Annotated in this window: 25 protein-coding genes; 13 read left to right on the forward strand and 12 right to left on the reverse strand. The window is 62.0% G+C overall.

Annotated features, from left to right (window positions below; translation table 11 throughout):
* Window positions 1-2 precede the first annotated feature (2 nt).
* The gene (locus FKG95_RS15010; protein ID WP_142897216.1) at window positions 3-2078 is read right to left on the reverse strand and encodes a 4Fe-4S dicluster domain-containing protein; all 2076 of its coding nucleotides are present in this window, start codon (window positions 2076-2078) and stop codon (window positions 3-5) included.
* Between the two features lie 482 nt (window positions 2079-2560).
* Here FKG95_RS15010 and FKG95_RS15015 point away from each other — a divergent pair, with 482 nt between their 5' ends.
* From FKG95_RS15015 to FKG95_RS15070, 13 genes are all read left to right on the forward strand, one after another.
* The gene (locus tag FKG95_RS15015; RefSeq protein WP_142897217.1) at window positions 2561-3097 is read left to right on the forward strand and encodes a DUF3305 domain-containing protein; all 537 of its coding nucleotides are present in this window, start codon (window positions 2561-2563) and stop codon (window positions 3095-3097) included.
* 1 nt (window position 3098) lies between these two features.
* Entirely contained in the window at window positions 3099-3962 is an 864-nt protein-coding gene (locus FKG95_RS15020) for a DUF3306 domain-containing protein (protein ID WP_179954109.1), read from the forward strand.
* A gap of 370 nt (window positions 3963-4332) precedes the next feature.
* Window positions 4333-4950 carry a TorD/DmsD family molecular chaperone gene (locus tag FKG95_RS15025; protein WP_142897219.1) on the forward strand — a complete coding sequence of 206 codons (618 nt, stop codon included), beginning with the start codon at window positions 4333-4335 and terminating at the stop codon, window positions 4948-4950.
* Window positions 4951-5147: 197 nt separating this feature from the next.
* Window positions 5148-5345, forward strand: coding sequence for a twin-arginine translocation signal domain-containing protein (locus FKG95_RS15030; RefSeq protein ID WP_142897220.1), 198 nt, complete (start codon window positions 5148-5150; stop codon window positions 5343-5345).
* Window positions 5346-5414: 69 nt separating this feature from the next.
* On the forward strand, window positions 5415-8288 hold the full coding sequence (locus tag FKG95_RS15035; protein ID WP_142897221.1) for a formate dehydrogenase subunit alpha: 2874 nt from the start codon (window positions 5415-5417) through the stop codon (window positions 8286-8288).
* 14 nt (window positions 8289-8302) lie between these two features.
* On the forward strand, window positions 8303-8899 hold the full coding sequence (gene fdh3B / locus FKG95_RS15040; protein WP_142897222.1) for a formate dehydrogenase FDH3 subunit beta: 597 nt from the start codon (window positions 8303-8305) through the stop codon (window positions 8897-8899).
* Window positions 8900-9143: 244 nt separating this feature from the next.
* Entirely contained in the window at window positions 9144-9350 is a 207-nt protein-coding gene (locus tag FKG95_RS15045; protein ID WP_142897223.1) for a hypothetical protein, read from the forward strand.
* A gap of 228 nt (window positions 9351-9578) precedes the next feature.
* Window positions 9579-10685 (forward strand): formate dehydrogenase subunit gamma, encoded by a 1107-nt coding sequence (locus FKG95_RS15050; RefSeq protein WP_142897224.1) that lies wholly within the window; start codon window positions 9579-9581, stop codon window positions 10683-10685.
* A gap of 1 nt (window position 10686) precedes the next feature.
* Window positions 10687-11109: a hypothetical protein gene (locus FKG95_RS15055; protein WP_179954110.1), complete on the forward strand. Its 423-nt coding sequence runs from the start codon at window positions 10687-10689 to the stop codon at window positions 11107-11109.
* 156 nt (window positions 11110-11265) lie between these two features.
* Window positions 11266-12750 carry a cytochrome C gene (locus FKG95_RS15060; protein WP_142897226.1) on the forward strand — a complete coding sequence of 495 codons (1485 nt, stop codon included), beginning with the start codon at window positions 11266-11268 and terminating at the stop codon, window positions 12748-12750.
* An 87-nt stretch (window positions 12751-12837) separates the two neighbouring features.
* On the forward strand, window positions 12838-12966 hold the full coding sequence (locus FKG95_RS30345) for a hypothetical protein (RefSeq protein ID WP_281281467.1): 129 nt from the start codon (window positions 12838-12840) through the stop codon (window positions 12964-12966).
* A 90-nt stretch (window positions 12967-13056) separates the two neighbouring features.
* On the forward strand, window positions 13057-13302 hold the full coding sequence (locus tag FKG95_RS15065) for a hypothetical protein (protein WP_142897227.1): 246 nt from the start codon (window positions 13057-13059) through the stop codon (window positions 13300-13302).
* A gap of 30 nt (window positions 13303-13332) precedes the next feature.
* Window positions 13333-14247 carry a PhzF family phenazine biosynthesis protein gene (locus FKG95_RS15070; RefSeq protein WP_142897228.1) on the forward strand — a complete coding sequence of 305 codons (915 nt, stop codon included), beginning with the start codon at window positions 13333-13335 and terminating at the stop codon, window positions 14245-14247.
* Between the two features lie 289 nt (window positions 14248-14536).
* On the opposite strand, the gene FKG95_RS15075 is transcribed toward FKG95_RS15070, so the two are convergent.
* The 11 genes from FKG95_RS15075 to FKG95_RS15125 form a co-directional block, all read right to left on the reverse strand.
* Window positions 14537-16048 carry a bifunctional metallophosphatase/5'-nucleotidase gene (locus tag FKG95_RS15075; RefSeq protein ID WP_142897229.1) on the reverse strand — a complete coding sequence of 504 codons (1512 nt, stop codon included), beginning with the start codon at window positions 16046-16048 and terminating at the stop codon, window positions 14537-14539.
* A 63-nt stretch (window positions 16049-16111) separates the two neighbouring features.
* On the reverse strand, window positions 16112-16765 hold the full coding sequence (locus tag FKG95_RS15080) for a phosphoribosylanthranilate isomerase (protein ID WP_142897230.1): 654 nt from the start codon (window positions 16763-16765) through the stop codon (window positions 16112-16114).
* On the reverse strand, window positions 16762-17733 hold the full coding sequence (locus FKG95_RS15085; protein ID WP_142897601.1) for an adenosine deaminase: 972 nt from the start codon (window positions 17731-17733) through the stop codon (window positions 16762-16764). Before FKG95_RS15085 ends, FKG95_RS15080 begins: the two co-directional genes overlap by 4 nt.
* 12 nt (window positions 17734-17745) lie before the next feature.
* A complete protein-coding gene (locus FKG95_RS15090) occupies window positions 17746-18666 on the reverse strand; it encodes a phytanoyl-CoA dioxygenase family protein (RefSeq protein WP_218940209.1) in 921 nt (306 codons plus the stop codon).
* A complete protein-coding gene (locus FKG95_RS15095; RefSeq protein ID WP_142897231.1) occupies window positions 18663-19889 on the reverse strand; it encodes a phosphopentomutase in 1227 nt (408 codons plus the stop codon). The genes FKG95_RS15090 and FKG95_RS15095 overlap by 4 nt, the downstream gene beginning before the upstream one ends.
* Window positions 19886-21229, reverse strand: a complete 1344-nt coding sequence (gene deoA, locus FKG95_RS15100) for a thymidine phosphorylase (protein ID WP_142897232.1) — start codon at window positions 21227-21229, stop codon at window positions 19886-19888. The genes FKG95_RS15095 and deoA overlap by 4 nt, the downstream gene beginning before the upstream one ends.
* Before the next feature lie 31 nt (window positions 21230-21260).
* Window positions 21261-22070 (reverse strand): purine-nucleoside phosphorylase, encoded by an 810-nt coding sequence (locus FKG95_RS15105; RefSeq protein WP_142897233.1) that lies wholly within the window; start codon window positions 22068-22070, stop codon window positions 21261-21263.
* On the reverse strand, window positions 22067-22459 hold the full coding sequence (locus FKG95_RS15110) for a cytidine deaminase (protein WP_142897234.1): 393 nt from the start codon (window positions 22457-22459) through the stop codon (window positions 22067-22069). Before FKG95_RS15110 ends, FKG95_RS15105 begins: the two co-directional genes overlap by 4 nt.
* Before the next feature lies 1 nt (window position 22460).
* A complete protein-coding gene (locus FKG95_RS15115; RefSeq protein ID WP_142897235.1) occupies window positions 22461-23435 on the reverse strand; it encodes an ABC transporter permease in 975 nt (324 codons plus the stop codon).
* Window positions 23436-23439: 4 nt separating this feature from the next.
* Window positions 23440-24573: an ABC transporter permease gene (locus FKG95_RS15120; RefSeq protein WP_142897236.1), complete on the reverse strand. Its 1134-nt coding sequence runs from the start codon at window positions 24571-24573 to the stop codon at window positions 23440-23442.
* On the reverse strand, window positions 24570-26147 hold the full coding sequence (locus tag FKG95_RS15125; RefSeq protein WP_142897237.1) for an ABC transporter ATP-binding protein: 1578 nt from the start codon (window positions 26145-26147) through the stop codon (window positions 24570-24572). Before FKG95_RS15125 ends, FKG95_RS15120 begins: the two co-directional genes overlap by 4 nt.
* Window positions 26148-26157: the final 10 nt, after the last annotated feature.

The raw sequence follows: 26157 nt of genomic DNA on the forward strand, positions 1-26157 counted from the left end.
AGTCATCCCTCGTTTTCCCGCTCCGCTTTGACCTTTGCCCGCGCGTCTTCGATTTCGCGCTCCCGCAGATAGTCTTCGGTGGTTTTCGGGATCGGGCGGTCGCCGCCCATGAAGGGATTGTCCGGCGCGTTGAACTGGGAGACCACGCGGCAGTCCTCGCACATCTTGATCCGCTCGATGGCTCCGGGGTTCTGGAACATGGAGTGCTTGTTGCCGAGTTGTTCGACGATCTTCTCGATCGAGCCTTTCGAGCCGAAGGGCTTGCCACAGCTGACGCACTCGAAGGGTTCTTCTTCTTTGACCGTCTTTGTATTGCGTGCGTCTGGCGTGAAGTTCATGCGCGGCTCAAGGGCCATCACGCTCTCCGGACAGGTCGCGACGCAAAGACCGCACTGCACGCAGGCGGATTCCTGAAAGCTCAATTGCGGCTTATCGGGATTGTCCATCAGCGCGCCGGTCGGGCAACTGCTGACGCAGGCCAGGCAGAGCGTACAGTCGTCGGTTCTGATATCGACGTTGCCGAAGGGCGCGCCGCCCGGCAGAGGCAGGACGTCGATAGGCGAGGGGGCCTTGGCGTGCAGATGCTCGATGGCCATGCGGGTGTTGGTGCGCTTGCCGCTCATCAGCAGGAAGGAGGCGGCCTCGGCCTGAGTTCGTGTGGTCAACCCGGCCAGATGCCCGGCCAGGGCTTCCGGATCGGTTTCCACCAGCAGATCGGTTCTGCCGCCGCCGTACCCGAGGCCCTCCATGACCGCTTCAGCCATGCCGATCTGGGAGGCCAGTCCGCCGAGCTCGCTCTGCTGTTTCGGGGACGCCAGCAGGAGGATCTGGCTGACCCCGTAAGCATAGGCCGCGGACATGATGTCGAAACCGACCTGGGTGATCTCATTGACCATGAAGGGAATGACATTCGCGGGCAGACCCTTGCCGAAGCGCGCCAGCAACCCGATCAGCGGCGTGCCGTGCTGTTCGTCGTGGATCAGCAGCACCGGATCCCGGCCGTCCGCGTTGCGGTAGGTGGTCAGGAGAACCCGCAGGCGCTCCATGATGTCGGTCGCGGCCGGGATGGCATAGCCGGCGGCCCCGGTGGGGCAGACGGCGCTGCAGGAACCGCAGCCGGCGCAGACGAAGGGATCGAATTCGACGATGTCGCCGGCCGAGGTGATCGCGCCGGTCGGGCAGACATCGAGGCAGCGGTTGCAGCCTTGCTTGCGGCTGCGCGAATGGGCGCAGATATCGGGGTCGTATTTGACGTAGAGCGGCTTCTCGAACTCGCCGTTGAGTTCGCTGAGCTCGAAGAGCGCCCGCTGAACCGCCGCCGGATCGCCCGGGTCGGGACGGAAGTATCCGTCGCGTTTCTCATGGGCGGTAAAGAGCGGGGTTGCGCCGGTCAGATCGAGAATGAGATCGCACTTGGACGATGCACCGTCGCGCGGCGCCTCGAAGGCCATGGCGCCCCGCGCGGAGACAACGGAGGGCGCATAGTCGTTCACGACGATTTCAAAGGCGCCGAAGTGGCCCTTGGCCGCGGCAATGGTGCCTTTGAAGATCGGCACGTCCATAACCTGGGGCGGCATAACATCGCCGGGATTTGTGAGCAGGACCGTCACGTCGAGCCGTCCCGCGAGCTGCCGGGCGGCCTCGATGGCGATTTCGTCGGTGCCGTAAACCAGGCAGGCGCCCTCGGACAGCATGGAGACACTGGGCGCCGCGGCGATGCTGACGGTTGACTCCGCGAGCAGCGCGGCGATCTTGGCATTGGCCTTACCCGCCTGATCGGACCAACCGGCGGTCTCGCGGATATTGACGAACTGGGCGTCGCCCTGATAGCCGGCTTCCTCCAGGATCTCCTCGAAGAGCGGGGCCTCCTGGGTACAGGCGATGGTGATGGGGGCATCGCCGGCGGCGGCCCGCTGAACCGCTTCGATCTGGGCGCGGCAGAGCTGGGTGTGGATCTGTCCGGCATTCGGGTTGCCGCAGGCCTTGGCCAGGGTGTCGCCCTGCAACGGCATGGTATTTTCGCAATTGCAGACAAAGAGCTGCTTCGCGCCGTTCCCCGTTGACCCGCCGTTTTCCATCACACTCGTCTCCTCGCCGTGCTGTCTTCTGTGCTCAACCTTCATTGGAGAGCTTTTGCCGTCTAAAGTCTTTCCTGCCTTGTGTTTTTGAAAAAACCCATAAAACCATTGTGTTATAGAGAATTCTCAAGGTTGTTTCTCAGGGCGGAATGAAAGACGTCCTTCGCCGCAGCAGAACCCGGAGTAGAACACAGAGGCGTCGCTGTCAAAATGCAATCTTCCGAACTGCGCGCCACAGGGCTCCATCACTTAAGCGCGACTTGTGGCCGGGGCAAGTTTCACGCAGACTGTTTCGGTCTCGGAAAAGCCGCTTGGCGCGAAAAAGTTGCCTGGCTCAAACAAGTTGCCTGGCTTGGACGAGATGATTGGCTTTGGAGAGGCAATGATAAGATCCGCGGCGCAGCTTGAGTTCCGCCCATCGACGGGTGTTGCGGGAGCGCCAGCGCGCGGGGATCTCGGGTGAAGCTGGAACAGGTCGTGTGATGGATAAAGAAGTTTCGATGCCTCTGGGTGTCGTTGTGGAGCGGCGTGAGATCGACAATCCCTGGCAGGACTGGAGTTGGCGCCCGGTCGCCGTCATTCCGGGCGCGCCGGATGTGGAAGCCTGGACCGAGCTCTCGAGCGATTCGGTGTCTGTGCGCTATCATGCCGCGACCCTGCCCTTGACCCTGCACCGCAAGGAAACCGAGGCTTACCGGCAGAATCTCTCGAACAATCCGCCGGTCGTCTATGTGGTTCTCGAGCCTGACGATCAGCCCGACACGGTCTATGACTACAAGCCCTCGTCGGTGACGGTATCGCCCTACGAAGCGCAGGATTCGCTCGATTCCGGCGAGGAAATTGTCGAGGGCGTGACCATGCCCGACGGCATGATCGGCTGGGTGCAGGCCTTCGTGGACGCTCATCACGTCGACGAGCCCTTCAAAAAGCGTAAACGCAAGCGCTATGCCACGCACGATGTCGAATTCGGCAAACCGCCGCCGATCGCCAAGAAGCGCGGCAGCCGCGGAGACCACTGACGTGGCCGGAGACGACAAGAGGCGCCCGGGAGAGGGGGCGACCAGCCAGGAAGAGGGCATTGAAGAGGGCGGATTCCTGCGCCGCTGGTCACGCCGCAAAGGGGCACAGGCAAAGACATCCGCGCCAAAGAGCGCAGGTGCCTCGGCACGGCAGATTGACTTTGCCGAGCCCTCCGAAGAAGCGCCATTGGAGTTGCCGTCCGAAGCCCCGGTTCGCGGACGCATGATCACCTCGCCGCCCGGCGGGGTTCCCACCATCGCCGAGCAAGCGGCGCAGCAGCACGCGGAAACAACAAAGCCCCCGCAGGGAGGGACTGCTGACGAAGAGGCTGCTGCGGAAAAAACCGGCGGCGCGGAAGAAGAGCTTCCGGATGTCGAGGATCTGGAAGCGGACTCCGATTTCACGCCGTTTCTGAAGAAGGGGGTTTCGGAGCAGATTCAACGTCGCGCGCTGCGGAAGCTCTGGCTGAGCGATCCGGTTTTGGCCAATGTGGACGGGCTCTTGGACTACGGCGACGACTTTACCGACGCGGCCATGGTCATCGAAAACATGAAAACGGTCTACACGGTCGGACGGGGCATGGTGCCGAAGCCCAAAGACGAGGATGCCGAGGACGCCGAGGTCGAGACTGACGAGGCTGAACCGGAGGGCGAGGCCGGGCAGCGTGAGGCAGCGGAGGCCGATGACCAGGAGCCCGAAGAAGAGAGTGCGGAGGAACCTGCCGGCAGTCAGGCCGAAGCGGAAGGGGCCGCACAGCCCTTGCCCGCCGGCTCCACGGACCTGCGCGGGCCTGATGAGACGATCGGCGGGACCGTTGGAGCCCCGCAGGATTCAAGCGCAAAGATAAAGCGTGAAGAGAGCTGAAGCCTGCAGGCGCCGGAGGGGGGCTGGAGGGGGACTGAGGGGATTCACCGGCTGTTTCGAATCCAGTAGTTCATAAGTACGCATTTTAATTATTGGTATAAATTCTGAGCCAATTTTCTGTCATGGCGCGAGAAATTGTTTGTGCGCTGAATAATGCATTCAAAAAACCTTCCATCAATTTGGTTTAAATGCCCCTCAATGCTGCGCTGCACATCGATAAAGTGAGTTATTACATGCGGTGTTGTTGCGTTGCACAAAAACGGGCTTGAAATTGTTGTGTTGGCCGCGCAGCAAAGTGTTGAGCCTGTAAAGGTAAATTGTCATAATCTGAACACATGAAGAACAGGGATGCATAGGGACGCTTTCCGGAATGGCTCACCCCTCAGCGGTGTCAGACTCAAACGACATGTCGGAAGAAGATCTTCTTCGGGCACAGATGTACCGCTTTCTGGCGCGCCTTCTGGCTGCGCCGCCGGACAAGGCTACGCTCGATGCGGTCTCGCGCCTGACGGGTGACGATACGGATCTCGGCAAGGCGCTGAGCACGGCGGCGGTTCTGGCCGGGAAGACCTCGGCGGCGGATGCGGAGCGCGAATACAATGCCCTCTTTATCGGTCTGGGGCGCGGCGAGCTGGTGCCCTTCGGCTCCTATTACATGGCCGGCTTCCTGAACGAAAAGCCCCTGGCGAAACTCCGTAAGCACATGATCCAGCTTGAGATGGCCCGCTCGGATGACGTCTCCGAGCCGGAGGACCATATCGCGGCGCTTTGTGAGATGATGGCGGGAATGGTCGACGGTGTTTTCGGCGGTGACGATAACCTGCATGGACAGCAGGCCTTTTTCGATTCCCATATCGGGCCTTGGGCGCCGAAGTTCTTTCAGGATCTTGAGGCAGCCGAGTCCTCGACTTTTTATGCGCCGGTCGGGACGATCGGACGGGTGTTTATGGAGATTGAGGCGACCGCCTTTAAGATGGTGGCCGATTAGAGCTCGCCCGTTCCGAGCCGGTGGCGGTGAAGGACGGTCGATTGAGAAGGAGAGCGGTAGGTTAGTGCGAACATGTCCGGGCCCATAACAGAGGTGTAGGGTCCGGACGCATCCGGAAAAAGGTCGGCGCCTAACCGGATGGTGAAGTCAAACGTCGCATCGTGTGGAGCGATGACACAAAAAATGAGGTGGATCTTATGAAAGACGAACGGGCAGAGAAAACGGCCAAGCGCCGTGATTTCCTGAAGCTCGCCGGCCTCGGCGTTGTTACGGCGGGGGCTGGTCTTGCCGGCGCGTCGAAGGACGGCGAGGCGGCCGTCGCGCCGGCGAAAGGCAGCGGCGATTACCGCGAGACCGAGCACGTGAAAACGTACTACGACCTCGCGCGCTTCTAAGCGATTTTCCACCAAATATTCTGACACGTCCCGGCCGGGAAACCCGCCGGGCTTGAGTGGGAGAGAAACATGCTCAGGAAAAAAGTAAACGGAGCGACGAGAAGCCCGCGTCTCTCGAAATCGCTGGCCGGTCTGACCGGTGGCGCGATCGATCGCCGTTCCTTCCTCCGCCGGTCCGGTCTGACGGCAGGTGGTTTGGCAGCTGCAGGCGCCATCGGCGGCGGTATGGTCAAAAAGGCCGAGGCCGCAGGGGCGGGCACAAGCGGTAACGTGAAGATCGTAAAATCGGTCTGCACACACTGTTCCGTCGGCTGTACGGTTCTGGCCGAGGTCGATAACGGTGTTTGGGTTGGGCAGGAGCCGGGCTTCGACAGCCCCTTCAACCTGGGTGCGCACTGCGCGAAAGGCGCGTCGGTCCGCGAACACGCACATGGCGAACGCCGGCTGAAGTATCCGATGAAGCTGGTCAACGGCGAATGGCAGAAGATGTCATGGGACGCCGCGGTCACCGAAATCGGCGACGGCATGCTGAAGATCCGCGAAGAATCCGGACCGGATGCGGTCTACTGGCTCGGCTCGGCGAAGCACAACAACGAGCAGGCTTATCTCTTCCGTAAGTTCGCGGCCTTCTGGGGCACGAACAACGTAGATCATCAGGCGCGTATCTGTCACTCGACCACGGTCGCGGGTGTTGCGAACACCTGGGGCTACGGCGCCATGACCAACAGCTACAATGACATTCACAAAAGTCGGGCGATCTTCCTGATCGGTGGTAACCCGGCCGAGGCGCATCCGGTTTCGCTGCTTCACCTTCTCAAGGCGAAAGAGCAGAACAACGCGCCGCTGATCGTTTGCGATCCGCGCTTTACCCGCACCGCGGCCCATGCCGACGAGTTCGTCCGGATGCGTCCGGGCACGGACGTCGGGCTGGTCTGGGGGATCCTCTGGCATCTCTTCGAGAATGGCTGGGAGGACAAAGAGTTCATCCGCCAGCGTGTCTGGGGCATGGACCAGATTAAAACCGAAGTCGCCAAGTGGACTCCGGAAGAGACCGAGCGGGTGACCGGTGTTCCGGGCTCCCAGCTCAAGCGCGTTGCGCGCCTGATGGCGAACAACCGTCCGGGCACGGTGATCTGGTGCATGGGCGGTACCCAGCACACCAACGGCAACAACAACACCCGTGCCTACTGCATCCTGCAGCTTGCGCTGGGCAACATGGGCACGTCCGGTGGCGGAACCAACATCTTCCGCGGCCATGACAACGTCCAGGGTGCGACGGATCTGGGCGTGCTTTGCCACACCCTGCCGGGCTACTACGGCATCAAGGCCGGTTCCTGGAAGCACTGGTCACGGGTCTGGGATGTCGACTACGACTTCCTGCTCAAGCAGTTCCAGGATCAGAAGCTCATGGAGACTGCCGGCATGCCGGTGTCGCGCTGGATCGACGGTGTCCTTGAAGACAAGGAGAACATCGACCAGCCGGACAACGTCCGGGCCATGGTGCTTTGGGGGCATGCGCCGAACTCGCAGACCCGTATGACCGAGATGAAAACGGCGATGGAAAAACTCGACATGCTTGTCGTGGTCGATCCTTACCCGACGGTCTCGGCGATCCTGCACGACCGGAAGGAGGGCGCCTACCTGCTGCCCGCCTGTACCCAGTTCGAGACCTATGGCTCGGTGACCGCGTCCAACCGGTCGCTGCAGTGGCGCGAGAAGATTATCGAGCCGCTGTTCGAATCCAAGACCGACCATGAGATTATCTATCTCCTGGCCGAGAAGTTCGGTTTCGCCGACGAAATGTTCAAGCATATCCAGGTCGACGGGAAGATCCCGCTGGTCGAGGATGTCACCCGCGAGTTCAACAAGGGTATGTGGACGATCGGCTACACCGGGCAGTCGCCGGAACGTATGCGCAAGCATATGGAGAACCAGCATACCTTCGACCGGACGACCCTGTTGGCCAACGGCGGCCCCTGTGACGGGGAATACTACGGTATGCCCTGGCCATCGTGGGGTACGGCGGAAATGGGTCATCCGGGCACGCCGAACCTTTACGACATCTCCAAGCCGGTTGCGGAGGGCGGACTGTCGTTCCGTGCGCGCTTCGGTGTCGAGCGGGAGGGCGACAACCTTCTGGCGGAGGGCTCCTATCCGGTCGGATCCGAGATCAAGGACGGCTATCCGGAGTTCACCATGGCCATGCTCAAGAAACTGGGCTGGGATGGCGATCTGACCGCGGAAGAACGTGCCACGATCGAGGGCATTGCAGGTGACAAGACCAACTGGAAGACCGACCTCTCCGGCGGTATCCAGCGGGTCGCCATCAAGCACGGCTGCTCGCCCTTCGGTAACGCCAAGGCACGGGCCGTGGTCTGGAACTTCCCGGATCCGATCCCGCTGCACCGCGAGCCGCTCTACACGGCACGCCGCGATCTGGTCGAAGACTATCCGACTTACGAGGATCGCCAGATGTACCGTCTGCCGACCATGTACGCTTCGATCCAGAAGAAGGACTTCTCCAAGGACTTCCCGACCGTGCTGACCTCCGGGCGGCTGGTTGAATACGAAGGCGGCGGTGACGAGACCCGGTCGAACCCCTGGCTGGCGGAACTCCAGCAGGACATGTTCGTCGAGATCAATCCTTTCGATGCCAACACCGCGGGTATCCGCGATGGTGCGATGGTCTGGCTGCATTCGCCGGAAGGCTCCAAGGTCAAGGTTATGGCCATGGTGACCGAACGGGTCGGACGCGGCGTCGCCTTCATGCCCTTCCACTTCGGTGGCCATCTGGAGGGCGAGGACCGAAGGCACAAGTATCCGAAGGGTGCCGATCCTTATGTTCTTGGCGAGTCGTCGAACACCGCTCAGACCTACGGGTATGACTCGGTGACCAACATGCAAGAAACCAAAGCTACGCTCTGTCGTATCGAGCTGGCGTAAGGAGGATCTGAGAAATGGCAAGAATGAAGTTTCTTTGTGATGCCGAACGCTGCATCGAGTGCAACGCCTGTGTCACGGCCTGTAAAAACGAGAACGAGGTGCCCTGGGGCGTAAACCGCCGCCGCGTCGTCACCATCAATGACGGCAAACCCGGCGAGCGCTCCATTTCAGTGGCTTGCATGCATTGCTCGGACGCGCCCTGTATGGCGGTCTGTCCGGTCGACTGCTTCTACCAGAACGAAGAGGGTGTGGTCCTGCACTCCAAGGATCTCTGCATCGGTTGCGGTTACTGCTTCTACGCCTGTCCGTTCGGCGCACCGCAGTATCCGCAGGCCGGTAACTTCGGGTCCCGTGGCAAGATGGACAAATGCACCTTCTGTAACGGTGGTCCGGAAGACAACCACAGTGAAGCCGAGTTCCAGAAGTATGGCCGGAACCGTTTGGCCGAGGGCAAGCTGCCGCTTTGCGCCGAAATGTGTTCGACCAAGGCTCTACTGGCCGGCGACGGCGACTCTGTCTCGAACATCTACCGCGAGCGTGTTGTCGCCCGTGGCTTCGGTTCGGGCGCCTGGGGCTGGGGGACGGCCTACGAGGCGAAGACCGGCGGTTGATGCATACCGCGGGATGTAGAGTGTTTTCTTGAGGGAGGGGCGGCTTTTTGCCGCCCTTCTTTTCAAGAGCCTGGCTTTTCAGGAACCCGGCTTTTAAAAGGCCCGGCTTTCGAAGAGCCCCCGGGTTTCTTCTCCGGCTGGATGGGGAAGAGGTTCCTGCGGACCTGTAACGTTAACGAGCCTGAAGTGCGGTCGGTTTCGAGGAAACGCCTGACCGTCGGGCTTCAACCAGAGGGATAGTGCGTTGAAGAAGACGAAACAGTCTCGGCGCGACTTCATGGCATTGGGTGGAAGTCTTCTGCTTGGTCTGACGCTGACCGCCTGCCGCCAAGAGGAGCAGGGGCGTAAACTGCTGTACGACAAGGGCACCTATCTTGGGGAGGCGGACGAAGGCCTTTCCGATGAAGATCGGGCGAAGCTGCGGCAGCGCGCAACATTTCAAAGAGATTGAGGCCTGGCGCATGTTCGATGCCAACGTCCTGTCGCGCGAGACAAATGCGAGGCGGGCCACGCGGTATCCGGAGAGCGAGGTGAAGGCTTGAGGCGGTGCCGCGGTATCTGCGGTATAACCAATGAGTGATATCGGAAAGAGGGTTTCGTTTCATTGCAAGGTGAGATGCAGCGAAACCGAAGCTTTAGATGCATTGAAAGGGTGGCGATGTCTATCTTAAGGCGGTCTATGAGAGGTTTGATCCCGGCGATTCTGATCCTGGCCGGGGTCTATGGCGCAATTTCAGTGGGTGGTGGCCTGTGGCTGACGGACCGCGAGGCGGTCGCGCAGTCAGCGACCGGCGATCCTGCGGCTGGTGTGGTCGTCGACGGGCAGGTGCCGGGCAATACCCTGGGCAATAGCAGCGATGCCGAACTCTGGCGCGCTATCCGGCAAGGTGTCGAGGGTAACATCTCGTCGCCGGGCGCTCAGGGCGGCGTCCTGATCCAGTCGGAAGGCGAGAACTGGCGGGCGGTCCGCAATGGTCCTGTCTCCAAGTACGGTGTATGGGGGCTGTTGGGGGTCATTGCGATCCTGGCCGTTTTCTTCGCCGTGCGCGGACGCATCACGATCGAGGCCGGTCGATCCAGCCAGACCATCCAGCGCTTCAACGCGTTGGAGCGTTTCAGTCATTGGCTGATGGCAGGCTCCTTCATCGTTCTCGCTGTGACCGGGCTGAACATGCTTTACGGCCGTTATTTTCTGCCCGACGTCATCGGAAAAGAGGCTTTTGCAATCATCACCTCCTGGGGCAAGTACGGCCATAACTATCTGGCCTTCGCCTTCATGGCGGGACTCTTGCTGAGTTTCGTGCTCTGGGTGGTGCACAATATTCCAAACAAGACGGATCTGAACTGGCTGCTGAAAGGCGGCGGCCTGTTCTCCAAGCACAGTCATCCCCCGGCGGAAAAATTCAATGCGGGCCAGAAGATCCTCTTCTGGCTGGTGACGCTGGGCGGTTTCTCGATCAGCCTCTCCGGTCTCGGGCTGCTGTTCCCCTTCGAGATTCCCATGTTCGCCAAGACCTTCGCGTTCCTGAATATCTTCGGCTTCGGCCTGCCGGAACAGCTGACCATGATGCAGGAAGTGCAGCTGGCGCAGCTCTGGCACACGGTGATGGGTCTGGTCCTGACGATCGTGATCGTGGGCCACATCTATATCGGTTCGGTCGGTATGGAAGGCGCGTTCGACGCCATGGGCGATGGCGAAGTGGATTTGAACTGGGCGAAGGAGCATCACGAGCTCTGGGTGAAAAAGACTCTGAGCAGCCAGGCCTCATCCGACGGGAGCAAATAGTATGGAGCCGGATTTCACCGGGGGCAGGGGCCGGAGTTTGACCTGGTCCGGAATGACCGCTGCCCTTGGCGGTCTGGTCCTGCTTGCGTTCTTCCTGGTGCTTTCCATGCCGGCGAAGGCGGAGGCCCGATCCCTGGAAGCCGTGGCGGCGGAGATCGCCTCGCGGTATGACGTGGAGGTCCTGCGCAGTTCCGAAGTCGTCCTTGCGGACGGGTCCAGTGCCTATGAACTGGTGGTCATGCGGCCCGGCGGGAACTCCAATGCGGCCTTTCAGGTTACACGGCTGCTGGCGGATCCCGAAAGCGGTGATCTCATCCCGGCCTTCAGGCATGGCCGCTCCGGCTACGATCTTTCCGGCGCGCCGCGGTTTAATCCAGGCAGGGACGGGGCAGATTACATCATGCGCAGAGACAGTCTGCGGTGACGAGGAAGCCGAACTTCAGGAGTCACGCAGGCGGGTCCGGTTCTGTATCGGGCCCGGTTGTTCATCCCGAACGGCTCCGGACTGGCTTCGCGCCGCTTGCCGGTCTCCGGGGGGGGGCGACTGTGATATCAGGATCGGCGGGGGAGAGTTGAGCGTTTGACTGTTCGTTTGCCCGGTCGTTTCTCCGTTTTTGCTCTGGCCACCCTTGCCTTCATTCAATTGATGTTTGGTGTTCAGGGTCTGTTGAGCCCGGGAATCGCACAGGCGGATCTTGCGGGCCATGGCGGCCCCGTCAACGGGCTGACCATCTCATCCGACGGCAAAGCCGTACTGACCGCCGGTTTCGATTACAGCGTCATCCTCTGGGACCTGGAAAGCGAAGAGGAACGACATCGTCTGGAAGGACATGATGCGGCGGTCAACGCGGTGGCTTTTTTGCCCGACGGCTCGAAAGCGCTTTCCGCCAGCGATGATCAGGTGGTGATTCTCTGGGACCTGACGGCGGGCACGGAACTGCGCCGCTATACCGGACACCAGGGCAAGGTTGTCGATCTGGCGGTCTCAGCCGATGGGCGCTTTGCGGCTTCCGCCTCCTGGGACCTGACGGTGCGCATCTGGGACCTGCAGGCCGAGAGCGATGCGTCCGAACCGGTCTTGCTGCAGCATCGTGCCCCCGTGAATGCGGTTGCCTTTCTCGCCGATAAGGGCCTGGTGGTGACCGGGGCCGCGGACAGCACGATCCGGATCTGGGAGGCCGAGACCGGCAAGCTGACACAACAGATGTCGGCACATGATTTCGGGGTGTCGGCTATTTCCGTCGCGGCGGACGGCCGCCACGCGGTCAGTTCCTCCGCCGATGAGACCCTGCGGTACTGGGATCTGGAGACGGGTGACGAGATCGCGGTGCTGCGTGGCCATCAGGGCGCGGTTCTCGCCGCCGCCATATCGCAGGATGGCCGTCTGGCGGCTTCGGGCGGGACGGATGGAAAGCTGAGGATCTGGCGGTTGGATAGTGAATTCTACTCGCCGCAGGACGTATCGCACAAAGGGGTGGTTTGGTCCCTGGCCTTCACGCCCGAGGCGGACGTGCTGATTTCCGCCGGCGCCGACGCACTTGCGCGGGTCTGGCGCCTGGATGAAAACGGCAATCAGCGCACAGACGGCGTTCAAACTACGGCTGCGGGAGCGGTCGCGCCGGACTATGCGGATATTCCCGGCGCATGGCAGTTCCGCAAATGCGCGATCTGCCACAGCCTGACCGACGATGATGAGCACAAGGCGGGGCCCTCCCTTCACGGTGTGTTCGGGCGGCGGGTCGGAACGCTTGAGGGCTACAGCTATTCGCCGGCTTTGCGCGACGGTGATCTGATCTGGGATGAAGAGAGCATTGACGCGCTGTTCCGCCTGGGCCCGGATGTGGTTACGCCGGGCAGTAAGATGCCGATCCAGCGGATTCCGAAGGATGAAGACCGGGCGGAGTTGATCGAGTTCCTGAAACGCGCCGCCGGGTATCATAACGGCACCGGCGCGCCTACCGCGCCCGCCAGAGATGCATCGGGTTCGACGCCAGGAGAGACCGGCGGTGTAAGATCGGACGGTGCGCCGAAGCGCGATGCGGACAAGACGGGAGCAAGGGACTAAGCTCTTGACGAAACGTCAGGATTCGACAGAATTTGCGGACAGCCTCAAGGTTGACGCGTTGTATAGTCAGAGACAGGAGTGCTGAGCATGAAGGCTTTTTTGGCAAGCGTTGTGGTCGCGGTTACCATTTCCCTGGGCGCTGCGGTGATACTGAGCATGGTCGATTTTTCGGCTGAGAGCGCAAATCAGTCCCAAAACGGATCGGTTCGCCTGTAGTTGGTTCGCCTGCAATTCCCGCCAAACGCCGATGGCGCAGCAAGCGGTGCGGATATGATGCGGCCTGGGTCGAGCAGGGATGTCGCTCGAGTGTCCGATTGTTTCAGCAGGAAACGGCTGATCCTGGTTGCACTCCTGACGATCATTGCGGCGGTCTCCGGCTGTTCATCGAGCAATTGGAAGAAAACCGGCGAGCGCTGGCGGGACAATCACTGCCGCGAAGTCAATAGAGGCCCTTGCAGGGACGGCGTGCCGCTTGAGCATCACGGCCGGCTGGCACCACTGCAGACACCGCTTCTTCCCGCCGTAAAGGCAGAGGCGTTCCCCATTTCCTGATGTCGAGAGCCGCAGACTCAGAGCAGTCGAATGCCCCAACGGACCGTGCCCTACAGTATTGTCGATGTTTTCACCACCCGGCGTTTCGCCGGTAACCCGGTCGCCGTGATCAGGGACGCCCGGGGCTTGTCGGGGACGCAAATGCAGTCCATCGCCCAGGAATTCGGGTTTTCGGAAACGACCTTTATCCTGCCTCCAGGCAATGGCACGACGAGCGCAAAGCTGCGCATCTTTACGCCCTTCGACGAGATTCCCTTTGCGGGCCACCCGAATATCGGAACGGCTTTCGTGGCCGCTACGGAAGAGACCGTGGCGGAAGTCCAGAGCGATCAGCTCGTTTTTGACGAGCTTGGTGGGCCGGTGAGCGTGGGACTGCAGCGGGAGCAAGGCCGGGTGATCGGTGCGAGGATCACCGCACCCCAGGCGCTCGAGGTTCAGGGTGAGTGCGACACCGCAATGATTGCGGCCTGTCTTGGCCTGCCGGAGGATCAGGTTCTGTCAACGCGCTTTCAGCCTTGCGTGGCAACTGTGGGTCTGCCCTTTGCCTTCGCCGAGCTCGCTGACGAGCGCGCGCTGGCCGCTGTCGAGCTGAATATTGCAGCCTTCAAAACCGCGCAAGCGCGTGGTCCACTGACGGTCGACGGTTTCGCGATCTCAGCTTTCGCCGTCACGTCGGAGTCCGGGTCGGACTTCAAGGTTCGCGCCCGCGTCTTCTCGCCGCTGGGCCATCCCCCCGAAGATCCGGCGACCGGCAGCGCGGCGGGAGCCCTGACCTCGTTGTTGGCACTCTCAGGCGGCGATGACGGTTTCTGCAGGGCGAGTATCGAGCAGGGTGTGGAGATGGGCCGCCCCAGTCTGATTGAAGTGGAGATACCCGCTTCCGGCGCGCGTGCGGAAATCACCGGGCGTTGCGTCGCCGTCAGTTCCGGCGTGCTCTATCTGTAGGGACCCAGGGCGGCAGAGTCTCGGGGCGGCAGAATCTCGGGGCTTTTGGAGAAGGTGCGACAGTGCGGTTCTATGAGGCCGAACGGTAAATCGGCGCGACGATAGAGTGATAGGCTTGAACCGTGGAATGCCAAGGCCGGTATCCCAAAGCTTACGACGGAGAGGATCGGGTAGAGTCCGGCGTTGTTCAGGATTTAGATGTAGACATGAAAATCAAAAGGGACGCCGATCTATAGGGCGTCCCTTTTGTCTTGCTTAAGGTCGGTCTTGAGGCGATCTGGAACCCACTTTACTCCGCCGGGACCAGCCGGTTCTCGACCGCGGGAGCGATCTCGCCAGCGGCCTCCACGTAGTCGACGACCATCAGCGCCATCAACTGAGCAGCGGCCGGATCGATCAGGTTCTTGGCGTCCTTAAAGACGCTGTAGCCGTCGCCGCCCCCGGCGATGTAGTCGTTGGCCGCCAGCGTATAGTTTTTGGCCGCATCGATCGGGCTGTCACCGACCATCACCGACTTGACCCGTGATCCCGCCGGGGCCTTGGCATCCCAGGTCACGGTCATGCCCGAAACACTGGGGAAACGCCCGGCGCCGTTCTCAACCTGGCTGAAGCCGTTCTCAAGGGCCTCGACGATCTGCGCGCCGGTGACCTCCAGCTTGACTGTCGTGTTGCCGAAGGGCAGCTCGGTCTGGATGTCGCGCCGGGTCAGGACCGTGCCTGCGTCGTAGATCTTGTCGCCGCGGATGCCGCCGCCGTTGGTGATGGCGACGTCGGCCTCGACGCCTTTGCGGATCGCGTCGCTGATCAGATTGCCGATGGCGTTTTCGCCCCCGCGCACGGATGCGCGCCGGCTGTCCAATTGGGTCGTGGTGGTGCCGATTTCCACGTCCAGCTCCAAGCTGAGCTTTTTGAGATAGCTGTCGACCTTCGCGGCCATCTCGGCGTCGCCTTCCATGCCCGCGGTCGGGATCGTGCGGAAACTGGGACTCCAGACAAAACGCTGCTTACCGCGCCGCTCGACCCGGTCCATAGTGACTTCCAGAACGCTCACATAGTCCGCCTGGGCAGCGGACTCCATCATGGCGATCTTGCCGTTGTAGTAGCTCATCAGGAGGTGATCGTGGCCGCTGAGCAGGATGTCGATACCGGTGCCTGCATTGACCAGATCGAAATCCTCCTCGATCCCGGTGTGGGAGAGAGCGACGACTAGGTCGGCACCTTCCTCGCGCAGCTTCGCGGACATCTCGCGCGAGGTTGCCTCCAGGGATGCGAAGGACACAGTTTCCGGGCTTGAGACCTCCGTGGTATCGGGCGTGACCAGACCGAAGAAGCCGATGGTGAACTCGCCGGCCTTGGTGGTCCAGGAGGCGATGGCCCCGTCGATGATTTCACCGTCGCTGTCGATGGCATTGGTTCCCAGAATGGGGAACGTGGCCTCGGCAATGCGCTCCATCGCGACTTTCGGGCCGAAATCGAATTCATGATTGCCCAACACCATGATATCCACGTCCGCGGCGTTCAGCAGATCGATCATATGAGCGCCCTTGTCGAAACCCGACAGCAGAGACGGCGAAATGGCGTCGCCGCCGTGGGTAAAGATGACATGCTCGCCCGCCGCCCGTTCCGCCTTGACCACGGCCATCAGGTTGGCGAGACCGCCCTTGCCGCCGGAGGCTTCCATCCGGTCCATATCGTTGGTGTGAACGAAGGTCACTGTGGTCGGTTCCGCAAAGGCCGAAGATACGGCCAGCAGGACGGCCGCCAAAGCCGCAAAGGCGGTGCTTCTGATCGGAAAGCTCATTTCCCTCTAGCTCCCTGAATATTGCAATTATATGACAGGTTACACGCGAAACGGCCCTGCTGGCTACGCGGCTTTCACAGCACCGAAAAAGCCGCGCAATTTATCGGCGTCGAGTTTGTGATCGCTCCTGACCGAGCTGCAGAGATCCAGGCCGTAGGGCCGGACTTCCCGGATCGCCCGCCCGACATTGCTGCGGTTGATGCCGCCGGCAAGGAAGACCGGGCATCTGGCTTCCTCCACGATCCGGCGGCTGAGGCTCCAGTCATGCACACGGCCCGTTCCGCCAAGTTGCTTCACCTGCAGAGTGGGATTGCCTGAATCCAGCAGCAGGGCATCGACCTTTTTCGACAGACCGCGTGCTTCGGCGATGCTGTCGTCATCGATCACATGAATAACCTGAACGATCTTCAACGCCGGAAGTTCCTTGCGCAGCCGGTCGTAGACGCCGGATGCCACGGCATCGACGAACTGCACGGTATTTGTACGGCAGTTTCGCACGTGCTCCACGATGGCATCGGCGTCGGTCCGGCTGGTCAGCAGAAAGCTCGCGATCGGGGGCGGGATTTGCGCCGCGATCTCGGCAATCAGTTCGTCTCCGATCACCCCCGGGCCGCTTGGCATCTCCGAGACCAGCCCAAGGGCGGATGCGCCGTGATCGATGGCCATGCGGGCCTCTTCCGGTGACGAGATGCAACAGATCTTCACCCGTGGCGTCATGCGGCCACCTTTGCGCGCAGTTTCTCTTTGGTCTCAGGATCGGCGAAGGCGCCATCAATGGCCGTCAGGGTGACCCGGCGCAGCGCGTCGTCGTCCAGACCGAAGAGCGTGGAGGCCCGGTCGTATTCCCGTCCGATCGAGGTATCGAAATAGGGCGGATCGTCGGAGTTCAGAGTGATCCGGCAACCGGCCTCTTGCAGGGCGAGCAGCGGATGCGCGCTGTAGTTCTCAAAGACACCCGTGGCGATGTTACTGCCCGGACAGACCTCCAGCACGATTTCCCTGTCGGCCAGTTCGCGAACCAGGTCAGGGTCCTCGATCGCCCGCACGCCGTGACCGAGCCTCTGTACGGGCAGGGCGTCGAGCGCATCGCGCACGCTTTGCGCGCCTGCCACCTCACCGGCGTGCGCCGTACAGGGCAGGCCTGCGGCGTGAACGATCTCGAAAGCCGGGGTGAAATCGTGCGGTGAATAGGTGTTCTCGTCGCCCCCCATCCCGAAGCCGGTGACCAGTTCGTGGGGGTGGGCGACCACCTGGCGCGCGACCTCGACCCCGCGCTCCGGCCCCAGGTGCCGGACACAGGTGACGATAATCCGGCCTTCGATCCCGCTTTCGCTGCGCGCCTCTTCAATCCCGGCGACGATACCTTCCAGATGGTCCGCATAGGACATCCCCACCGCGGCCGCGTGGTCCGGCGAGGACATGACCTCCACATAGATGGCGCCCTCGGCGGCGCAGTCCATCAGGTATTGATAGGTCACGTCGCGGTAGTCTTCCGGCGTGCGGATAACCGAGCTGGCGATGTCGTAGACCTTCAGGAAATGCAGAAAATCGCTCCAGGCGAAGTTGCCGTTTTCGTCAAAGGTTTCATCCGGCAGGGCCATGGAATGCCGCGCCGCCAGCCTGCGCACCAGATCCGGGGAGGCGGCGCCTTCCAGATGGCAATGCAGCTCGGCCTTGGGCACCATGGTGATCACGCTTCAGAACCCGCGCAAAGGCATGTCCGCCGGACGCTGCAGCCAGTTGTCCTCGAGATAACGGCAGGTGCCATCGATGACGTGCAAGGTGTAGGCCTGGCGGGAAATCGGCGAATGGTTTGGTCCGCTGAGATGGGGCAGCTGACCGTGCAGGACGATCAGCGTGCCTTTCTTTGCCTCCAAAGGAACGGCGTTTTCGGCGGACCAGGGCGCGGGGTCCAGGACGTCAGTGACCATCGCGCCCTCCGCGCGGCGGAAGCGTTGGCGGATCGGGTCTTTGTGGCGTCCCGGCATGGCCCAGAGACAGCCATTCTCCAGGGTTGCGTCTTCAAGGGCGAACCAGAAACCGACGACACTCAGGGGATCGGTGGTCAGGAAGGTGGAATCCTGATGGCACACCACTTCGCCGCCGATCTTGGGCTGCTTGAAGATGTACATGGATTGCAGAAGAAGCGGTTCCGCGAGGCCGACGTTCCTTGCCAGCCGCGCCAGACCTTTTGTGCGGGAGAAGTCGTCGAATACCGGGTCCAGGTCGTGCATGGCGTGGCCGATCTTATTGATCGAGAGAGCCTTTGCCTGCCGCAGCACACCTTGTTCGTCGAAGGCGTCTTCTTCGAAAAAGAACCTGATCTTGCCGCCGGACTCCCCGAAGTAGCGATCCCGGGCGTGGGATTTCGAGGTGGTGGAGAAGACCGTCGCGCTCTCTTGCGGATCGAAGTCCTCGACCAGCTTCGCCGCCTGTGCCATGAGGGCATCGCAGCGTTGGGCGGGCATGAAGTCCTCGATCAGCAGATAACCCTCGTCCCGATAGGAGGACAGCATCGCTTCATCCGGTCCTTTCGCCGCCATAGCCTGCGCGCTTCGCCGAAAGCGGATCGGTTGCGCGGTCTCCTTCGTAACTTCGGGATAAGCCTGCGAGGTCATGCGGCCAGGAAGTCCTTTCCATGATCGAGCGGTGCGATGCCCAGATGCCGGGCGAGGGTCTGGCCGATATCGGCGAAGCTGTCGCGGCGGCCCAGTGAGCCGGGCGTGACCTTCGGCCCGAAGGCCAGAACCGGCACGTGCTCACGGGTGTGGTCGCTGCCCGGCCAGGTGGGGTCGCAGCCGTGATCCGCCGTGATAATCGCGAGGTCACCGGGCTGCAGCAGGGCTTCGAACTGCGGGAGTTGCCGGTCGAAGGCTTCGAGCGCCGCGGCATAGCCGGCCACGTCGCGCCGGTGGCCGAACAGCGTATCGAAATCCACGAAGTTGGTGAAGACCAGCGCGCCCTCCGGTGCGGTCTTCGCGGCTTCGAGCGTGACTTCGAAGAGTGCGTCGTTGCCGTTGGCCTTGATGGATTGGGTCATGCCGCGATGGGCGAAGATGTCGGAGATCTTCCCGATGGCGATCACTTCGCGGCCGTCGTCCTTGAGGCGGTCGAGCAGTGTGGGCGAGGGCGGCGGCGTGGTCAGGTCTTTGCGGTTGCCCGTGCGCTGAAAGGAGGCGGCATCCTCGCCGATGAAGGGCCGTGCGATCACCCGCCCGATGTTGTAGCCGTCCACCAGTTCCTTGGCGATCCGGCAGAGTTCGTAGAGGCGCTCCAGTCCGAAGTGCGTTTCGTGGGCGGCGACCTGAAAGACAGAGTCCGCCGAGGTATAGACGATGGGCTTGCCGCTGCGGATGTGCTCTTCCCCCAGTTGGGCGATGATCTCCGTACCCGAGGCGTGACAGTTGCCAAGCACGCCAGGCAGATCGCAACGCGCGATCAGGGCGTCGGTCAGCTCGACCGGAAAGCAGGGCGTTTCCTTGGGGAAAAAGCCCCAGTCGTATTCGACGGGAACGCCGGCCATCTCCCAGTGTCCGCTGGGTGTGTCCTTCCCGAAACTCCGTTCGGCGGCATGGCCATAGGCGCCGGTGATCTTGTCGGGCGGGAGGAAACCTGCGGGCGTGGCACCTGCGCTTTCTTCTGCCGTCAGGCCCAGCCCGAGCCGGGCGAGATTGGGAAGCTGCAGGGGGCCGTGACGTCCGTTCGGGATATCGGCTTTTCCTTCGGCGCAGGCCTGGGCGATATGGCCGAAGGTGTTGGCGCCCTGATCACCGAATTTCGGGGCGTCTTCAGTCGCACCGACACCGAAGGAGTCCATCACCAGGATGAAGGCACGTGTCATGATGCCGTTTCCCTGATGTACTCGTAGACCGTTTCAGACGTCGAAGACCCGGGCGTCTCGGGACGTTCGTCCGCGATGCTGAGCGCGCTGCGGATCTCATCTGCAGCTGCCTGCGCGGAGCTCTCGTCTTTTGCATGTACGACCGCAAGCGGCCGGTCACTGCCGACCTCATCGCCGAGGGCGGCAACCTCCGTGAAGCCGACGGAATGGTCGATGGCGTCGCTGGCCCGGCGGCGGCCACCGCCCAGCGTGACCACGGCGACCCCGACCGCTCGCGTATCGACTTCGCTGACGAAGCCGTTCGTTTCGGGATAGACCGGTTGGACAACAGGCGCCGTTGCAAGGTAGCTTTCGGAGCGTTCCATGAAGTCGGCAGGCCCGCCGAGAGCGCTGACCATCTTGCCGAAAATCTCGGCGGCGGCACCGGAATCCAAAGCCCGGTCCAGACGCGCTGCGGCGTCTTCGGGCGTTTCGGCGAGTTTGCCGAGGACCAGCATTTCGGAACAGAGCGCCATGACCACCTCATGCAGACGGGTATTGCGACGCCGACCGGTAAGATAGTCCAAGGTCTCGGCCACTTCCACAGCATTTCCGGCGCTGTGGCCCAACACCTGGTTCATATCCGTGATCAGCGCCGTCGTCGCCATGCCCGCACCGTTGGCCACCGCGACGATGCTCTCGGCCAGCGAGAGCGCCATTTTCCGGGACGCGGCGAAGGCGCCGCTGCCGGTCTTCACGTCCATGACCAGGCCGTCCAGTCCGGCCGCGAGCTTCTTCGAGAGGATCGAGGCGGTGATCAGAGGGATGGATTCCACCGTAGCCGTCACATCGCGGATGCCGTAAAAACGCTTGTCTGCCGGCGCCAGGTCAGCGGTCTGCCCGATCACGGCGCAGCCGACGTCACGTACCACATCCCGGAATCGTTCGATCGTCGGCGAGGTGTCGTAGCCTGGAATCGAGTCGAATTTATCCAGGGTGCCACCGGTGTGCCCGAGGCCCCGCCCGGATATCATCGGCACGTGCCCGCCGCAGGCGGCGACCATGGGTGCCAGCATCAGGCTGACCTTGTCGCCGACACCGCCGGTCGAGTGTTTGTCGAGCACCGGACCGGAGAAACCGGCATTGCTCCAATCCAGAACCCGTCCGGACTGAGTCATCCCCCGGGTGAGCGCGACGCGTTCCGCCATGGTCATGCCCTGGAAAAAGACCGCCATGGCGAAGGCCGCGACCTGGCCTTCGCTGATGGTCTCGTCGGCGATGCCGCGCACCATGAAGGCGATTTCATCGTCGCTGAGAGCTTCGCCGTCGCGTTTCCGCCGGATTATTTCTTGTGGCAGCATGCCTCAGGACCTCCTGTTCACGACGCGTGGCTCAATCATCGGGTTGTCCCTCCAGGAACGCAATGATCAGCTTCTTGAGATCCTGTGCCGCGAGCGCGGCCTTTTCCATGGTCTGGTCGTGGCTCAATGGCGTGTCATCCAGGCCTGCGCCGTAGTTGGTGATGATGGAGAGAGCCGAGACTTTGAGGCCCAGGTGCCGGGCAAGAATGACTTCCGGCACCGTCGACATGCCCACCGCATCGGCGCCGAGGATCTTGGCCGCGCGTATCTCCGCCGGAGTCTCGAAGTTGGGGCCCGAGAACCACATATAAACGCCTTCGTTCAAGGTTACGCCCTGTTGCCGGGCGGCTTCCTGCAATTGTGCGCGATATTCCGGATCGTAGGCATCGACAAGATCGACGAAGCGGGTCGGGGACTCTTCACCGATCAGAGGAGAGCTGCCCGAGAAGTTGATGTGATCCGTGAGCAGCATCAGGCTGCCCGGACCGGCGCCATTGAGCAGACTGCCGGCGGCATTGGTGAGCAGCAGCGACTTGCAGCCCGCCGCCTGGAGCGAACGGATCGGTCCCTTCATGGCGTCCGCCTTGCCGGCCTCGTAATAATGGGCGCGGCCCTGCATCATGGCGATGGAGACACCGCCCAGGCGTCCCAGAACCAACTGGCCTTCGTGCCCCTGGACGGTGGGCTTCGGAAAACCCGGGAGCTCGGCGTAGGGAACATGTTTGGCGTTTTCGACGGCATCGGCCAGAGAGCCCAGACCGGACCCCAGCACCATGCCGAAGCTGGGCGGAGCGTCGCCCGCGGCCTCAAGGATAATCTCGGCGGCGTTTTTGCTGCTCATTTCAGGTTCTCCGGGCCGAAGGACAAAGGTAAAAGTTCGTCGAGTGTCGTGGTCCTGCGGATCCCCTCCGGCCCGCAGACATGGATCGCGGTCGAACCGGCAGCGAACTCCCGGATTTTCTGGCGGCAGCCGCCGCAGGGTGTGACCAGGCTGTCGCCTCTGCCCATCACGCAGACTTCGTCGATTTTTTGCGCGCCTGCATTGACCATGGCCGCGATCGCGGCGGCCTCGGCGCAGAGGCCTTCCGGATAGGCGCTGTTTTCGACGTTACAGCCGCTGTAAATCTTGCCGTTATCGGCGCGGACGGCGGCGCCCACGGCGAAGCCGGAGTAGGGTGCATAGGCCCTGCTCATTGCCTCACGCGCCGCCGCGATCAGGTCTTCAGTCACATTATCTCTCTTTGACGTAGGGTATTCCACTGGCCTTCGGAGCCACGGCCTTGCCGATAAAGCCCGCGAGCAGGATCACAGTCAGGATATAGGGCAGTGCCTGGATCAGTTGTACCGGAATCTCACCCACGAGTGGCATTGACACGCCCTGGATACGGTTGGCGACGGCGTCGAGAAACCCGAACAGCAGGCAGGCCATCATGGCGGGCACCGGACGCCACTTGCCGAAGATCATCGCCGCCAGCGCAATGAAGCCCTGACCCGCGGTCATGTTCTTAACGAAACCGGCGTTTTGCGCGGTCGAGAGATAGGTTCCGGCGATGCCGCAGAGCAGACCGCAGCAGAGCATGGCCTGATAGCGCAGCGCCGTGACCGAAATACCGGCCGTGTCGACGGCGGCGGGGTTCTCGCCGACGGCCCGCAGACGCAAGCCGAACCTGGTCCGGTAAACCACCCACCAGGTCAGCGGAACCGCCAGGTAGGCAATATAGGCCAGCAGGTTGTGGCCGCTGATGATCTCCGTGTAGAGCCCGCCGATGAAGGGCACGTCCCTGACCGCCAGCGCGCCGGGCCAGACCAGCGGACTGAAGCGCGCGTCGTTGGTCAGAGACGGCGTCTGACCGCCCTGGGCGAACCAGGCAATGCCCAGCGTGACGGTCAGACCGGCCACCAGGATGTTGATCGCGACCCCGCTGACCACCTGGTTGCCCTTATGGGTGATGCAGGCAAAGCCGTGGATCAGCGCGAGAATGACGGAGATGGAGACGCCCGCAAGCAGGCCTGCCCAGGCAGAATCCATCACAAAGGCCGCGGCTGCGGCGGCGAAGGCCGCGGCCAGCATCTTGCCTTCCAGACCGATGTCGATCACGCCCGAACGCTCGGCATAGAGGCCCGCGAGTGCGGCCAGAACCAGCGGCGCGGCGACACGGATCGTGGCGTCGAGAGTCGAGACCACCAGAATGAAGAACTCATCCATCGATCTAACCCTCCACCGCTGAGCGTCGTCCCGAGGTAACAGCGGTGATAACCGCATAGATACGCTCGACGGTCGGTTTAATCATCAGGGCGAGGGCGCCGCTGAAGAGGATCACCAGACCCTGAACCACCTCGACCATCTCGCGGGTGACCTTGGGCATGTCGAAGGAGAGCTCCGCGCCGCCCTGATAGAGGGTGCCGAAGAGCAGGCTGGCGAAGATGATGCCGATCGGATGGTTGCGTCCCATCAGCGCCACGGCGATCCCGGCAAAGCCGTAGCCGAGCTGAAAGTTCAGCAACAGGCGGTGATGGACGCCGAGGATCTCATTCAGTCCCACGAAACCCGCCAGACCGCCCGAGACGCACATGGCCAGGATGATGATCTTTTTCGGGTTGATCCCGGCATAGACCGCGGCGGTCTCGTTGAAGCCGACGGTGCGGATCTCGTAACCCCAGCGCGTGCGCCAGATAAACGCCCAGACCAGGGCACAGCAGATCAGTGCCCAGAAAATCGAGAGGTTGAGCGGTGAACGGGTAATGCTGATGCCGAACCAGGCGAGAGCTTCATGCATGAAGGGCAGCCAGGTGGTTTCGGCGAATTCCCGGCTCTGGGGCGACATCTGACCCGGCTGGATCAGAACGTTCACCAGCAGGTAGACCATCAGCGCCGAGGCGATGAAGTTGAACATGATGGTCGTGATTACGATGTGGCTGCCGCGGTAGGCCTGCAGGTAGGCCGGGATGTAGGCCCAGGCGGCGCCGAAGAGGGCGGCGGCCATGATTGAGATCGGTACGATCAGGATCAGGGGCAGGCTGCTGTCGAAGGCCAGCAGCATGAGGCCTACGCCCAGACCGCCGATGTAGGCCTGCCCCTCGCCGCCGATGTTGAAGAGACCGGCGTGAAAAGCGACGGCCACGGCAAGACCGGTGAAGATGAAGTTGGTGGTGTAGTAGAGCGTGTAGCCGATGCCGTAGTCGGTGCCCCAGGCGCCGTAGAGCAGGATACCGACCGCTTCGATGGGATCTTCGCCGATCAGCAGGATGATCAGCCCCGATACGAAAAACGCCATGAGGATATTGATCAGCGGGATCAGGCCGACGTCCACCCAACGCGGGATGTTTCCGCTTGAAGCGCTCATGCCTCTGCTCCCAGGTTACGCTGTTCCCCGACAGGCTCCTGGCCGGCGGCCGACTCTGTTTCCGGGTTGGCGTTGGCCATCATCAGGCCCAGCATGCGTTCGTTCGCATCCTTGGCATCGACTTCGCCGACGATCCGTCCTTCGAACATGACCAGGATCCGGTCGCTGAGAGACATGATTTCCTCCAGCTCGACCGAGACCAGCAGCACGGCCGCGCCCGCATCGCGCATGGCCACCAAATTTTTATGAATGTATTCAATCGCACCGATATCGACGCCCCGGGTCGGCTGTCCGACCAACAGGACTTTGGGTTTACGCGCCATCTCGCGCGCCAGCACGATCTTCTGCTGGTTGCCGCCGGAGAAGTTCGCGGACTTCAGGCCGGGAGTCGGGGGGCGCACATCAAAGTCCGCCATTTTCTGCGCGCAGTCCTCGATGATCGCGGCGCGCTTCATCAGGATCGGCCCGTTAAAGGTCTCGTCACGGTGATAGCCGAGGATCGCCGACTCGTCAGCCGTGAAGGCCGTCACCAGTCCCATGCGATGACGGTCTTCGGGGACGTGACCGACGCCCAGGTCGCGAAACGCGGCCGCATCGAGCGGGCTGTCAGCCGTGACCGTCGTGCCGTTGATGGCGATGCTGCCTTTACTGGGCTTGACGATCCCGGAGAGGGCAGCCAGCAGCTCGCTCTGACCGTTTCCCGAGACACCGGCCACGCCGACGATCTCCCCGCGCCGGACCGAGAGGCTGACATTGTCAAGGCGCGCAACGCCGTCCGCACCGATCACTGACAGGCCCTCAACTTTCAAGGCGGCGTCCTGGGGATGCGCTTCTTCCTTGTCGACCTTGAGCAGAACCTTGCGCCCGACCATAAGCTCGGCCAGCTCTTCCTTACTCGTTTCGCTGGTCTTGCGGTGAGCGACCATCTCGCCGCCGCGCATGACCGAAACCCCGTCGGTGACCGCCATGATTTCCTGCAGCTTGTGGGTGATCAGGATTACGGTCACACCCTGCTCCTTGAGGGCGTCCAGGATTCTGAAAAGCTGATCGGTCTCCTGCGGGGTCAGAACGCCGGTGGGTTCATCCAGGATCAGGATCTGGGCGCCGCGATAGAGCGCCTTTAAGATTTCCACCCGCTGTTGCAGGCCGACCGGCAGTTCGCCCGCGAGCGCGTCGACCGGAACGTTGAGGCCATATTCGCGCTTCAGGCGTTCCAGCTCCTCGCGCGTCTTGTCGATCCCTTTGTCCAGCAGCGCACCGCCTTCCGCGCCGAGCATGACATTCTCGACGACGGTAAAGGGGTCGATCAGCATGAAATGCTGATGGACCATGCCGATCCCGGCGGCGATGGCCTCGTCGGAACCGTGAATTTTGGTGATTTCGCCGTTGATCAGAATGTCGCCGCTGTCGGCCTGGTAAAAGCCGTAGAGGATCGACATCAGGGTCGACTTACCGGCACCGTTTTCACCGATGATACCGTGAATGGTGCCTTTTTCGATGTTCAGCGCCACGTTTTTGTTGGCGTGAACGGGGCCGAACGACTTGTTAATACCCCGGAGTTCGATCGCGATCATAAACGAGCCA

Origin of the sequence: Denitrobaculum tricleocarpae, from assembly GCF_007004665.1 — a bacterium.
GTDB classification, from domain to species: domain Bacteria; phylum Pseudomonadota; class Alphaproteobacteria; order Kiloniellales; family Kiloniellaceae; genus Denitrobaculum; species Denitrobaculum tricleocarpae.

Bases quoted from the DNA above. Each gene is read 5' to 3' on its own strand.
- FKG95_RS15015 (WP_142897217.1), top strand. From the start codon at position 2,561: ATGGATAAAGAAGTTTCGATGCCTCTGGGTGTCGTTGTGGAGCGGCGT.
- FKG95_RS15025 (WP_142897219.1), top strand. From the start codon at position 4,333: ATGGCTCACCCCTCAGCGGTGTCAGACTCAAACGACATGTCGGAAGAA.
- FKG95_RS15055 (WP_179954110.1), top strand. From the start codon at position 10,687: ATGGAGCCGGATTTCACCGGGGGCAGGGGCCGGAGTTTGACCTGGTCC.
- FKG95_RS15090 (WP_218940209.1), bottom strand. From the start codon at position 18,666: ATGACCTCGCAGGCTTATCCCGAAGTTACGAAGGAGACCGCGCAACCG.
- FKG95_RS15030 (WP_142897220.1), top strand. From the start codon at position 5,148: ATGAAAGACGAACGGGCAGAGAAAACGGCCAAGCGCCGTGATTTCCTG.
- deoA (WP_142897232.1), bottom strand. From the start codon at position 21,229: ATGCTGCCACAAGAAATAATCCGGCGGAAACGCGACGGCGAAGCTCTC.
- fdh3B (WP_142897222.1), top strand. From the start codon at position 8,303: ATGGCAAGAATGAAGTTTCTTTGTGATGCCGAACGCTGCATCGAGTGC.
- FKG95_RS15080 (WP_142897230.1), bottom strand. From the start codon at position 16,765: ATGACGCCACGGGTGAAGATCTGTTGCATCTCGTCACCGGAAGAGGCC.
- FKG95_RS15035 (WP_142897221.1), top strand. From the start codon at position 5,415: ATGCTCAGGAAAAAAGTAAACGGAGCGACGAGAAGCCCGCGTCTCTCG.
- FKG95_RS15115 (WP_142897235.1), bottom strand. From the start codon at position 23,435: ATGGATGAGTTCTTCATTCTGGTGGTCTCGACTCTCGACGCCACGATC.
- FKG95_RS15085 (WP_142897601.1), bottom strand. From the start codon at position 17,733: ATGGTGCCCAAGGCCGAGCTGCATTGCCATCTGGAAGGCGCCGCCTCC.
- FKG95_RS15125 (WP_142897237.1), bottom strand. From the start codon at position 26,147: ATGATCGCGATCGAACTCCGGGGTATTAACAAGTCGTTCGGCCCCGTT.
- FKG95_RS30345 (WP_281281467.1), top strand. From the start codon at position 12,838: ATGAAGGCTTTTTTGGCAAGCGTTGTGGTCGCGGTTACCATTTCCCTG.
- FKG95_RS15105 (WP_142897233.1), bottom strand. From the start codon at position 22,070: ATGAGCAGCAAAAACGCCGCCGAGATTATCCTTGAGGCCGCGGGCGAC.
- FKG95_RS15070 (WP_142897228.1), top strand. From the start codon at position 13,333: ATGCCCCAACGGACCGTGCCCTACAGTATTGTCGATGTTTTCACCACC.
- FKG95_RS15095 (WP_142897231.1), bottom strand. From the start codon at position 19,889: ATGACACGTGCCTTCATCCTGGTGATGGACTCCTTCGGTGTCGGTGCG.
- FKG95_RS15120 (WP_142897236.1), bottom strand. From the start codon at position 24,573: ATGAGCGCTTCAAGCGGAAACATCCCGCGTTGGGTGGACGTCGGCCTG.
- FKG95_RS15010 (WP_142897216.1), bottom strand. From the start codon at position 2,078: ATGGAAAACGGCGGGTCAACGGGGAACGGCGCGAAGCAGCTCTTTGTC.
- FKG95_RS15050 (WP_142897224.1), top strand. From the start codon at position 9,579: ATGAGAGGTTTGATCCCGGCGATTCTGATCCTGGCCGGGGTCTATGGC.
- FKG95_RS15075 (WP_142897229.1), bottom strand. From the start codon at position 16,048: ATGAGCTTTCCGATCAGAAGCACCGCCTTTGCGGCTTTGGCGGCCGTC.